Raw genomic sequence first — 13491 nt, forward strand, 5'->3', positions numbered from 1 at the left:
CTGAATTTCCGATGCTTTCATAAGATGCACGATTTACCTATTTAATTGCGAACAAATGTTTGCTTTTTTGGATGAAAACAAGATACAGGTATGATAGAATAATAGAATCGAAACGGCGAAGGGGTGAGCGTATGGCGCTCCGATTGGTAATAGGAAGATCGGGAACCGGCAAGACCCGGTTCTGTCTGGATGAGATACGCAATCAGGTGCTGGAGCAGCCGGGCGGTCCGCCGCTTGTAATGCTCGTACCGGAGCAGGCTACTTTTCAAACCGAATATGCCCTGCTGGGAGAATCGCAGCTGAGTGGGACGATACGGGCCCAGGTGCTCAGCTTCAGGAGGCTGGCTTTCCGCGTCATGCAGGAAACGGGCGGAACGGCCCTTGTTCCAATCAGCGAGAACGGCAAGAACATGCTGCTGTACAAAATCGTGCATCGGCTTCACGATGAGCTGCAGTTATATCAAGGAAGTGAGTCGCAGCCCGGGTTTATCGAACGGCTTGGCGATCTGATGACGGAATGGAAGCGGTACGGGATAGAACCGGAAGATATTGAAGCATTCCTGTCGGAGGGCGGTTATGGGAGCAGTAATCAGCTGCTTAGCCGCAAGCTTCACGATCTGAAGCTGATTGGCGGGCAGCTGGTCAAGGAACTGAACGGTTTATACATAGATGCTGAAGATTATTTATCCTGGCTGATTCGAGGCTTCCACGAAGCGCCTTCGATGCGCCAGACGCATATATGGGTGGATGGCTTTCACGGCTTTACCCCCAAGGAATTCGAAGCGCTTGAAGCTCTGATGCGGCAAGCTGAAGAGATCACAGTAACACTAACGCTGGACCGGGTATATGGGGCAGGGGAACAACCTCATGAGCTGGATATGTTCCGCTCCACTGCCGAGACCTTCCTGAAGCTGCGTGAGCTGGCGCTTGCCAATAATGTTCCGGTGGCAGAGCCGGTGGTTCTGAATGACGGGACGCCCTGGCGTTACCGCAGAAGTCCGACGCTGGCGCATCTGGAAGGGCATTACAATGACCGCGCTCCGCTGAAGCTCACGCAGGAGCAGCTGGATGGCGTGACGCTTTACAGCGCTGTTCACCGGCGCGCCGAGGTGGAGGCTGTGGCCCGCGATATTGTCCGCAAAACGCAGGATGAAGGACTCCGCTACAGGGATCTCGCCGTCATGGTGCGAAATGCGCCGGACTATAATGATTACATAACGGCCGTGTTTGCCGATTACGGAATCCCTTATTTTCTTGACCAAAAGGATGCCGCACTGCATCATCCTCTAGTGGAATTTATTCGCTCTGCTTTGGAAATTGCCGCTCATGGCTGGAGATACGAAGCGGTTTTCCGCTGCATCAAAACAGAGCTTCTCATGCCTGACGACGGTAGTCTGACACGGGAATCCTTCGACATTCTGGAGAACTACGCTCTGGCTGCCGGCATTGACGGTAACCGCTGGTTGACCCGCAGCCAGTGGAAGCCCTTGATGAGAGATACGCTTGATGGCGATCCTGCGGAGGCCCGTGAACCGGATATCCGCCTGCTGGAGGCTGTTCTTGCCGCGCGGGAAGCCGTAGTGACGCCGCTTCACAAGTTTACAAGGTCTCTGAAGAAGGCGGGCAGCGTCAGGCAGATGTGCGAAGCCTTGTATCAGCTTCTTATGGGAATTGATGCTCCCGACCAGCTGGAGCGCTGGAGCCGCAAGGCTGCGGCTGAAGGGAAAACCCAAATTGCCCGTGAGCACCGGCAGCTGTGGGACGGGGTTATGAATATACTGGATCAGCTGACAGAGATGACAGGGGACGAGTCTATGAAGGTCCCCCTGTTCGCGGGTATGGTGGAAACAGGTCTTGAGAGTCTCAAGCTTGCTGCAGTCCCGCCGGCACTGGATCAGGTGCTGGTCGGGAATATAGACCGTACCCGTTCGGGAAGGGTTCGCGGTTGTTATGTGCTGGGAGCCAACGATGGAGTAATGCCGCAGAGAATTCAGGAGGATGGCGTTCTTACTGAGCAGGAACGGGAGACGTTGGGAAACGGAGGGCTTCAGATGGCGCCGGGAGTCCGCAGGAGGCTGCTTGACGAGCGTTTTCTGATTTACAACGCATTAACGAGCGCAAGCCGTTATTTGTGGATCAGCTGGCCGGTAGCGGATGAAGAAGGAAAAAGTCTTCATCCCTCCGAAATTATGCGCCATATGAAACAGCTTTTTCCAGGGATACAGGAGAAGGGGATAGCCGCCGAGCCTGCTGCCGGGATGGAAGAGGAGGAGCAGCTGTCATTCATTTCCCATCCGGAGCGGACGCTCTCATACGTCATCAATCAGCTGCGCGCATGGCGTCAAGGTACGGACATCGCGCCGGCATGGTGGGAAGCCTTCAACTGGTTTGCTGTCCGGCCACGCTGGCAGGACAAGCTGGGACGGCTTGTGCGTTCGCTGGAATATACGAATTTCGTGCCTTCCCTGTCGCTGGCCACCGCCGATCAGCTTTATGGAACATTGCTTAAGGGCAGCGTGTCCAGAATGGAACGGTTTGTTTCCTGTCCGTTCCAACACTTTGCCATCCACGGGTTAAGGCTGCGCGAGAGGGAGCTCTTCCAGCTTGGAGCGCCGGATATCGGGCAGCTGTTCCACGCTGCCCTCAGCAGGCTTGCCCTGTCGCTTGGGGAGAGATGGGGCATGCTCGGTGCGGAGCAAATCCGGGCTGAGTCCGCCATCGTTGTTGAAGAATTAGCCATGCGTCTTCAATCGCAGATTCTGCTGAGCAGCAGCCGGCACCGTTATGTGGCGCGCAAATTAAAAGATATAGTCGGCCAAGCCGCTGTTATTCTGGGCGAGCATGCGCGGCGCGCGCAGTTCCAGCCGGTTGGGCTCGAAATTGACTTTGGTCCGGATGGTCCACTGCCTCCGGTAACGATTCCATTGGCCAATGGCCGCATGCTTGAGATGTCCGGCCGGATTGACCGGGTTGATGCGGCCCAAACCGATGAAGGCCTGCTGCTGCGTGTGATTGATTACAAGTCTGGCTCTACGCAGCTGCGCCTCGAGGAGGTCGCTTATGGGCTGGCGCTGCAAATGCTGACCTATCTGGATGTCCTGCTCAGCGCTGCGCCAGAGTGGCTGGGGCAGCCGGCCAAGCCCGCAGGCGTGCTTTATTTTCATGTGCATAATCCGCTTATATCATCCTCCAATGTGCTCAGCAGCAATAAGGCCGGTGCAGAACGTCTGAAGCGGTTCAAGCTCAAGGGGCTGGTGCTGGCTGATGAAACAACGGCCAGAATGATGGACGGCGCGCTGGAATCCGGCTATTCGGAACTGCTTCCTGTGGCGCTCAAGCGGGACGGCGGTTTTTACAGCAGCTCCTCAGTCGTTTCGCATGAACAGTGGGATACGCTGCGGCATTCCGTACGCAGGACGCTGCGCCGGATCGGAGACCGGATCTCCGCCGGCGATGTGGCAATTGCGCCCTACCGGCTTGGCGCCAAGACGCCTTGTCAATTTTGTGCCTACAAACCGGTTTGCCAATTTGATCCGCTCATTGAAGGCAATGCCTTTTCCAAGCTGCACAAACCGGGAAAGGACGAGGTCTGGCAGCTGCTTGCCGCAGCTGAAGAGGCAGATGGCCCTCACGGCTTGGATCTGATTCAGGTACTGAATAAGAACGGCTTCACTGATATGGATGCGAAAGGGGGACAAGGGTAGTGGCTGGATTAACCGTGCCAGAAAAGCCTGAGGGCAGCATCTGGACAGATGACCAATGGAAGGCGATTGTAACCGGAGGCTCCAATGTCCTTGTGGCTGCAGCTGCAGGATCAGGTAAAACGGCAGTGCTTGTTGAGCGGATTATCCGCAAGATTTCGGATGATACCGATGTCGACCGGCTGTTAGTTGCCACTTTTACAAAAGCGGCTGCAGCCGAGATGAAGGAGCGTATCCGGATGGCGCTCGAGAAGGAGCTGGAGCGGCAGCCGGGCTCCGATCATTTGAAGCGCCAGCTGGCGCTGATGAGCCGGGCTTCGATTACAACGCTGCACTCCTTCTGTCTGGATGCGATTCGCCGATATTATCCGCTTATCGGTCTTGACCCCGGATTTCGCATCGCCAATGAAACCGAGGCCGAGCTGCTGCGGATGGATGTATTGGACTCCATCTTCGAAGAGAACTATCTGCAGGCCGAGGAAAGCGAGAGCGATTTTCTGCGGCTGGTGGACCGGTTTGGGGGCGAGCGCGGCGATGAGCCGCTCTATGCGCTGGTACTCCAGCTGTACAATTTCGGGCACAGCCACCCCTGGCCGGATGTATGGCTGAGAGAGACGGCTGCGGCATTCCAGGTAGCGGATGCAGCCGAGCTTGGACGAAGCGAATGGGTCAGCAGCATCGCAAGTGTTGTTGTCCTGGCGCTGGAGGGAGCCGGGAGCCTGCTTCAGCAAGCGCTGGATCTGACACGGCTTCCCATGGGACCCGATCATTATGCGGCGACGCTTGAGGATGATCTGGCGCTTGTCCGCAATTTGAACGCGCATACCCGCGAGCTGCCGTGGGAGCGGTGGTATGAGGTATTCGCTGAGGTTGGTTTCGGCAAATTAAAGAGCCGGCGGGGCGATGACTTCGACAAGGGTCTTCAGGAACAGGTCAAGGAGATCCGGGACATGGCCAAATCGATTATTTCGGACATGACCGACCAGCTGTTTGTGCGCTCCGCGGATGATTTTGCAGCTGAGCTGCGGGAGCTTGCGCCGGTTATGCATACATTGGCCGAGCTTGTGATTGACTTCGGCAGCCGGTTTGAGGAAGCGAAGCGCGAGAAGGGGCTGATCGATTTCGGGGATATGGAGCATTACTGCCTGCGTATTCTCCGTGATCCCGCCTCTACGCCCGAGCTGTCCGTCCCTTCGGCGGCAGCCCTTGAATATCAGCGTCAGTTCGATGAAATTCTGCTGGATGAATATCAGGACACCAATATGGTGCAGGAAGCCATCGTTTCTCTGCTGGCGCGGCCCGGAGCGGGCAACCGGTTCATGGTGGGCGATGTGAAGCAGAGCATCTACCGGTTCCGTCTGGCGGAGCCGAATCTCTTCCTGCAGAAGTATAAATCCTATTCATCCTCGCTTGTTGGCGAAACGGGTTCGGAAGCTGCAGCCGGTGTCCGGATTGACCTGGCACGAAATTTCCGCAGCAGGTCTGAGGTTGTGGATGGCGTTAACGGTGTTTTTCGGTCCATCATGCGTGAAAAAGTCGCGGAAATGGATTATGACGAGCGGGCTGAGCTTGTTTCCGGGGCGGATTTTCCGCCTGCAGCTGAAGGCGGCCCGGCGGAGCGCTACGATGTTGAATTCGCGCTGATCGACAAGGGGGGAGGCAGCGGCGTCAAGGATGGCGAGCCTGCCTACGCCAGTGACGAGAGCGAAGACGGGCCAGACTCCGCTTCGCCATCCGGTGAAGAGGCGCTTGATCTGCAAACCGTTCAGCTCGAGGCCCGCTACATCGCGGCCCAAATCGCCAAGCTCAAGGGACTTGATTCCGCGCTTGGAGGAGGTGGAGCCCCATTTGAAGTTTATGACGGAAAACGCCGGCGGAAGCGTGTATTGGCCTGGCGCGATATTGTCATTCTGCTGCGCGCGGACAAGCAGTGGGCGCCGGTAATTATAGAGGAGCTGCAGTCCAGCGGCATACCTGCATATGCGGAACTAAGCACGGGATATTTTGAGGCGACGGAAGTCGAGACCATGCTCTCGCTGCTGCGCGTTATCGATAACCCGTACCAGGATATACCGCTTGCCGGCGCGCTTCGCTCTCCCATATTTGGACTGACAGCCGAGGAATTGGCGCAAATCCGCATTATCGGTGGGCGCGCCTCCTATTATGATGCCGTAAAAAAAGCAGCCGGCGCTTCGCTCATCGAGGAAACGACCCGCATCAAGCTGGCTGATTTTCTCACGCGTCTGGAGCGCTGGCGGGAAGAGTCCAGGCGGGGGGCGCTGGCCGAGCTGCTGTGGAATATCTTCCGGGAGACGGGTTATTACGATCTGGTTGGCGGAATGCCCGGAGGTGTACAGAGGCAGGCCAATTTGCGGGCTCTGCATGACAGGACGCGGCAATACGAGGCCACAACATTAAGGGGTTTATTCCGTTTCCTGCGTTTTATCGACCGGATGCGGGAGAATGGGGGCGATCTGGGTACGGCCCGGGCCATTGGCGAACAGGAGGATGTTGTCCGGATCATGTCCATTCACAAAAGCAAGGGACTGGAATTCCCCGTCGTCTTTGTCGCAGGACTTGGCAAGCTGTTTAACCGGCAGGACCTGAACGGAGCGTTTCTGATGCATAAGCAGCTTGGCTTCGGGCCGCGCTTTATTGATACAGAGCTGCGGGTGAGTTACCCCACACTGCCCTATCTGGCGATTCGGGAGCGGATGCGGATGGAGACGCTGGCCGAGGAAATGCGCATTCTGTACGTGGCGCTTACCCGTCCCAAGGAGAAAATGTTCCTGATCGGTACGGTATCCGATGCTGCGAAGCAGCTGCTGCGCTGGCAGTCTTCGCTGGACGGGGAAGGGCGGATTCCGGATTACCGCCTTTCGCAGGCCAAAAGATTCATAGATTGGCTTGGACCGCTGGCCATACAGGAAGGAGTCCCCATTACGGTCGAGGTGGCTGGTGGAGCTTCACCTTACAGCGTTACGGATGTAATCAACGAAGTGGAAGAGCGGTCGGATTTTGGATTGGATGCTGAAGCGGACGCCGGTGAATCCGCGGCTAGCTATACGGTACAGCAGACGAGCCGGGCAACAGGCAGAGCCTGGAGGACAGGCATTGTCCCTGCGGCTTTGTTCAGGCTGGAAGCGGCCGCAGCCGTGGAGACGGATGAAGCGGCAGAAGCGGAATTCGCAGAGCGGATGCAGGCAGTCCAGGCGCTTGTGCCAATTCCGGAATCGCCTGCGGCAGCGACCGAAATCGAGCGCCGTCTGGCATGGACCTACCCGCATTATGCGGCAACCGTGATTGCGGCCAAAACATCGGTTACCGAGATGAAGAGGATGCATGCCGAAGCGGCGGCAGATGAGAATGCCGCTGTCGTACTGCTGCCTGAGCAGGCCGGATTACCTCCGGACGCGGAAGCATCCACTCTGTGGAACGTTGGGAATTCGGAACTGTCCGGCGCTCCGGCGGAGAAGGTTGATCACGGGCAGGATGCCCCTTTGGCAGAGCACGAACGAGCGGCTTCACGTGACAGGGAGTTTACGGCCCGGGCGGCAGAAAATTTCTCAGGCGGGGAATATACCTTCCGGCTGCGCCGGCCCAAATTCATGGAGGAGAAGGCGTTGACCGCAGCGGAGCGCGGGACGGTCAGTCATTTGGTTATGCAGCATATTCCCCTTGATGCAGCGGTGGATGAAGGCGTTATCCGGGATACCGTCGCGGTTCTGCAGGAAAAAAGCATGCTTTCGGCCGAGCAGGCAAGTGCTGTTGATACCGCCCAGATTGCTGCATTCTTCGTAAGCGAAATCGGTCAAAGGCTGCTTGCGGCAAGCTGGGTCCGCCGGGAAACGCCCTTTAGCTGCACGTTTCCGGCTTCCCGCATCTATCATCGCGAATCGGGAGCTGTTGGCGATGAGCCGATTCTGATTCAGGGTATCGTCGACTGTATGTTTGATGACGGGAATGGTCTTGTTCTCCTCGATTACAAAACTGACAAAATTTATATGAAGCAGTGGGGAGCTGCCGCTGAGAGGCATCGTTTCCAGCTGTCGCTCTATGCGGAAGCGATCGGCCGTATTCTTGACAGGCCTGTCATGGCCTGTTATGTGTTTTTCTTTGACGGGGGACAAGCGGTCCAGCTGTTTTAACATAGCGGGAAGGAGGAATTTTACCATGCGTATTTTACATACCGCCGATTGGCATTTCGGACGCTCGCTGGAAGGACGCAGCCGATTGGATGAACAGGCGGCTTTCGTGGATGAACTGGCAACCCTCGTCAAAGCGGAAGATATTGATCTTGTCCTGCTTGCCGGGGATGTGTACGATTCAGTCAATCCGCCGGCAGCGGCCGAGCAGCTGTTTTATGAGGCGTTGTCCAGGCTCGCGGACGGGGGCAGGAGAACGGTTGCTGTTATCGCCGGCAATCACGATCACCCGGAGCGGGTAGCAGCTTCTTCACCGCTTGCCGCCCGCAGCGGCATCAGGCTTGTCGGCTTGCCCTCGGACCGGCCGCTTGCGGTCGATGTTGTCCGCACGGGAGAGAGAGCTGTTATCGCTGCTCTACCATACCCTTCGGAATCACGTTTGAGAGAGCTGCTCAGCGAGGAAACGGATGAAGCGCTGCTGCGCACCGCTTATTCGGAGCGGGTAGGACGGCTCATGAGGAAATTAGGGGAGAGTTTCACGCCGGACACTGTCAATTTAGCGATGAGCCATATTTATGTGTTGGGCGGCTTGGAGACAGATTCGGAGAGACCGATTCAAATCGGCGGCGCCTATACCGTCGATCCCTCGTCGCTGCGGGTTGGCGCCCAGTACGTGGCGCTTGGCCATCTGCACCGCCCGCAGCGGGTTGACGGCGACGAGACGATGCGCTACAGCGGATCCCCTCTGGCATACAGCTTCTCCGAGGCCGGGCAGGCCAAGTCGGTCATGGTCTTCGACGCATCTCCGGGCAAACAGATTGAACCGCAGGAGATGCTGCTCAGCAGCGGACGTCCGCTCGTAAACTGGACGGCGAAGGGCGGCTTGTCCGATGTGCATGGATGGCTGGAAGAGGGCCGGGATGCGCGGGCTTGGATCAATCTGGACATTTGGATGAAGGAAGCGATGACGGCTGCCGACATCCAGCAGCTGCGCCGCCTGCATGACGGGCTTATACATATTCGTCCGATTTATCCCGAAATGGTGTCTTCTTCTGAAGGAGACACCCGCTTGCGCGAGCAGCTGCCGGCAGAGGAGCTGTTCCGGCGTTTTTTGCCCGCCAGAGCGCAGGGGCGGAGCCGGATGCGGAGACGGTAAGGCTGTTTCTGGAACTGGTGGCAGAGGACGATGATCCATCCACGAGAGCGGATGCCGAGGCTGCAGCGGTACGGGCAGAATGGGAGGATGAAGGATGAAACCGATAGGGCTTCGATTAAGCGGGCTACAGAGCTACCGCCAGACGCAGTTTGTCGACTTCGAGCGTCTGTGCGAAGCAGGGGTATTTGGGATATTTGGCTCGACAGGAAGCGGCAAATCGAGCATCCTCGATGCGGTCACATTAGCTTTATACGGCAAGGTTGAACGGGCAGCTAACGGTACCCAGGGCATTTTGAATCAGGAGGAGAAGCAGCTTTCCGTTGCTTTTACCTTCGAGCTTGCCGGCGGAGGAGAGAAAAAGCGCTACCGCGTGGAAAGGCAGTTCAAACGGAGCGGGGATGTTTCGGTGAGCAGCACGCTGAGCCGCTTTGTGGAGATCACGGATGCCGGTGATATCGTGATTGCCGATAAACTGGCTGATGTTACGCGCTGCGTGGAAGAGCGCATCGGCCTCAACATGCAGGATTTTACCCGCGCTGTCGTTCTGCCGCAGGGCAAATTCGCTGAATTTCTATCGCTTGCCGGTAAGGACCGGCGATCCATGCTGCAGCGGCTGTTCCGTCTGGAGCGGTTCGGCGACGGCCTGTCGCTGAAGCTGAGCCAGCGGATGAAAGCGGCGGAGACCGCGCTGGGAGAAGCCGCAGCCGAGCAGCTGGGGCTAGGCGATGCTTCTGCCGCTGCAGTATCTGCGGCAGCGGAGCGTCACCGCGAAGCGGCCGCGGCGGCTGCAGCGGCGCGGACAGCGCTTGCCGAAGCGGAGCGGTTCTATGCGGAGCGGCTGCATGTACGCGAGCGGGTGGAGGCGCTGCGCGCGAAGGAGGCGCAGCAGGCACAGCTGCTGGCCGACGCGCCGCGCATTGCGGCGCTTGAGCGCGAGCTGCAGCGCCTGGCGGCGGCGGAGCGGCTGATGCCCGCGCTCGCAGCCGCGGGAGCGGCCGAAGCGGCGCTTCGCGCCGCCGCTTCGCGCCGCGAAGCCGCCGGGCTGGCGTATGCCGCCCGGCTGGCAGAGGCGGCGTCGGCCGACGCCGCATGGACCGCGGCGGCCGACGCCGCAGAGGCTTCCGAGCCGCGCCTTGCGCTGCGGCTCGATCAGCTCGCGCAAGCGCAGCGGCTTGAAGGCGAAGCCGCCGCGCTTGCGGCAAGCATCGCCGCCGGCGAGCGCCGCTGTGCGGACGCCGCAGAGCGGCAGCGCAGCTTTGGCGAGCAGGCCGCCAAAGCGCAGGACAAGCTCGGCCGCGCCGTTGCAAAGCAGAGCGAGCTCAAGGCCGAGCTCCGGGCCGCCGAGCTTACTGCCGCCGAGCGCGAGCAGCGCGGAGCGCTGGCTAAGCGGCTGCAGCAGCTGGACGCGCTGCGCGAACAGCTGGAAGCGGCGCAGCAGGAAGCCGCTTCAGCAGCCCGTCAGCTTGCCGAAGCGCAAGCTGCGCTGGCGGCTGCAGAAGCGGAACAAGCGGAGGCATCAGCCGTCTTGAACGACCGCCTCTCCGCGCTGAGCCCGATGCTCGCCGGGCTGCGCCAGCTCGCATCACAGCTGCAGCTGCTCAGCGACAGGCTTCCAGGCTGGATTCTTCGCGTCCGCCAGGAGCAGTCGGAGCAGCGGAGGCAGCAGCTTGCCGCGCAGCTTGCTGAAGAATTGAAAGCAGGGGAAGCCTGCCCGGTATGCGGCTCCTGCGATCATCCGTCCCTGCACGGCATAAGGGAAGCCGCCGTCTCCGACAATTCTCAAGGAGATGCTGCTCCTTGGGAAGACCTGCATCAGCGGGTGCAGACACAGCTGATGCGCGTCACGCCGCTGCTTGGCAAAGTGGAGTCCGCCCAGGAACGCCTGCTGGAGCTTGGCTCACAGTCTTCCGTTAACGATCGGCCAGAAGCGGGGGCGTATCATTCGTTTTTCCGGGATTTATCCATGCTGGAGGCGGCGGTTTCAGTCGACCGGGCCGAGACCATGCCCGACTCCCGGAATCTGGAGCTAACCAGCGAGGATGCCCTGGATATCATGCAGCGGGCTTTGATCGATGCTGCTGAGACATACGCCTTGCATAGCAGCGGATTTTCATCGATTGAGCCTGGCCTTGGCGCAGCACGCTCCCGATTCAACGACGGCCTGCGCCGCTGCGGTCTGGAGGCTGGAGAGCTGGGATCGCGTGCCAGAATCGATCAGACAGCCAGGGACAAAGCAAGCGAACGCGCTGATCTCATGAACCGGGAGCTGGCTTTGTGGCAGGAGCAGTTTGGCAGCGATCTGCTTCCGGAGCAGGCTCACGCCGTTCTGGACAACTACGAGCGCAGGGATAATGCCGCTCATGAGCTGCGCAGCAGAGTGGAGCGGAGCGTCGAGTTTATCGATGCGACAACCAGACAGATCGCCGAAGGTGAGAAGCAGGCCGGAGCTGCCCAGCTGGAGCTTGTGGAACAAAAAGCGAAGCTTGGGCATCTGTCTCAGCAGCTGGAGAGAATTCAGACCCAGCTCAAGGAGTGGACAGGAGGGCGGGCCGCTGACGCACTTATTGCGGAGGCTGAGCGGGAGCTTGCGGATGTCCGCAGCTTGCTCAGGCAAAGCAAGGAGAAGCATGAAGCAGCACAGGCTGCGCTGCAAGCTGCTGCGGAGCAGAGAAGCGCCTCTTCCGAAGGGGAAAGCTCCGCCATCAAACGCCGTCAGGAAACCGAAGAGATTTGGGGACTTGCGCTTGCGCAATCCCCGTTCGATACGGCCGAAGAGGCCGCTTCCCTCAAGCCGCTGCTCGGTCAGCAGAATAGCCTTGCGGAACAGATTGCCCGTTTCCGGGAGTCCGAGCAGCAGCTTGCCGCCCAGACCGGGCTGCTGTGGGATCAACTGCAGGGCCGCAGCATTACGGACGAGGAATGGGAGCAGTGCGCTGCCGCGCTCCAGCAGGCCCGCGTCAACAACGAAGCCATGCTGCAGCTGACGGCGAAGGCAGAGCGTGACTGGGACGAGCTGAAGGCCAAGCAGGAGCGCTGGCAGCAGCTGGAGGTCAGGCGGGCCGAGATGGACCTTCTGTGCGGACGATTGAAATCGCTGCAGACCCTGTTTCGCGGCAATACCTTTGTGGAATATGTGGCTGAGGAGCAGCTGGTCCAGGTATGCCGAGCCGCTTCGGAACGTCTAGGCTTCCTGACCAAGCGGAGATATGCGCTAGAGGTTGATTCGGGAGGCGGTTTTGTCATCCGCGATGATGCGAACGGAGGCTTGCGGCGCCCTGTCTCCACCTTGTCCGGCGGCGAAACATTTCTGGCCTCGCTTGCACTGGCCCTCGCATTGTCCAGCCAGATTCAGCTTCGCGGCAAATATCCCCTGCAGTTCTTTTTCCTGGATGAGGGCTTTGGCACCTTGGATCCGGAACTGCTGGATACGGTTATTACCGCACTGGAAAAGCTTCATAACGAGACGCTGTCCGTCGGCGTGATCAGCCATGTTCCCGAGCTTCGGGCGCGCCTTCCGCGCAGATTGATTGTCACGGCGGCAGATTCATCCGGCCGGGGCAGCAGCGTGGAACTGGAAACGATGTGACCGCCAGGCGGTCATTTAAACTTGCCGGCTGCGCCTATTTCGGCAATAATTGCTCACATTTGCTTCCGGTTTCGACTTGCATTGCAAGCGGGAACATTGTAACGTAAATGAAGATATAGCAGGAATGAACACCCCAAAGCGCTGTGTCGCTGATCAACGTCTGTTTGGAGGAATCTTCGTGGAGGAGCATCAACCGAAACGGCCTATATTCACACCTATTGTCCTTTTAATGCTCGTAATCAGTCTGATCGGCAACGTTTTTTTCGTCACCAAGCTGATACAGCATGACAAAGATGATCGTGTCAGCCGGGGCATGAGCATCATTAATGCCGGCAATCAGACGAAGCTGCATGTGGATGCCGTTCAAGCGAATGTTCAAAAGCTGCTGGATAATGATGCGACCGACAGCCGGATTTCAACCAAAACGGCTTTGCAGGCTGCCTTCAAGCAGGCTCAAAGCCTGATTATATTGCTGGACCAGGCCGGTGCGGTGAGCAAGGAGCCTTTTGCCTTCAAGAACCGCAATGCGCAAACCTTCTTGTCACAGGTCGAGCAGTCCACCACGATGATCGGTAATCATGAAGGACCGCTCACCGAAGCGGAACGAAGCTATCTTCAGCAGCTGGAGAGCTGGTATACGCAATTGAAAACAACCATAGCCTCCTTTGATGAGGACACCTTATCGGAAACCTCGGCGCAGACCATTCTGATCGACCCCAAATGGGTGGATATGAGCAGGAAGCTGCTGGATATCATGAACGAGCCGGCAAGCGTCATGTACCAGTCAGGCAGTTAAAAGATCAAAATTATCGCACCACCTGCCAGCATTAAAAATCAAAGAGCCTGCATTCCTCGCCAGGAATGCAGGCTCTTTGATTACGCTCCGAACGGTTTCTTCAAATT

Annotated in this window: 4 protein-coding genes and 1 pseudogene; all 5 read left to right on the forward strand. The window is 58.3% G+C overall.

Annotation, left to right across the window (positions count from 1 at the left end; translation table 11 throughout):
* The first annotated feature begins 131 nt into the window (after window positions 1–131).
* Window positions 132–3704, forward strand: a complete 3573-nt coding sequence (gene addB, locus AC0YOA_RS09080) for a helicase-exonuclease AddAB subunit AddB (RefSeq protein ID WP_475786330.1) — start codon at window positions 132–134, stop codon at window positions 3702–3704.
* Window positions 3704–7849, forward strand: coding sequence for a helicase-exonuclease AddAB subunit AddA (gene addA / locus AC0YOA_RS09085; RefSeq protein ID WP_475786331.1), 4146 nt, complete (start codon window positions 3704–3706; stop codon window positions 7847–7849). Before addB ends, addA begins: the two co-directional genes overlap by 1 nt.
* Window positions 7850–7874: 25 nt before the next feature.
* Window positions 7875–9100, forward strand: a pseudogene (locus tag AC0YOA_RS09090) (metallophosphoesterase family protein).
* Entirely contained in the window at window positions 9097–12588 is a 3492-nt protein-coding gene (locus tag AC0YOA_RS09095) for an AAA family ATPase (protein ID WP_475786332.1), read from the forward strand. Before AC0YOA_RS09090 ends, AC0YOA_RS09095 begins: the two are co-directional and overlap by 4 nt.
* A gap of 178 nt (window positions 12589–12766) precedes the next feature.
* Entirely contained in the window at window positions 12767–13384 is a 618-nt protein-coding gene (locus AC0YOA_RS09100) for a hypothetical protein (RefSeq protein WP_475786333.1), read from the forward strand.
* Window positions 13385–13491: the final 107 nt, after the last annotated feature.

The organism is Paenibacillus sp. JT22N12, from assembly GCF_056269365.1.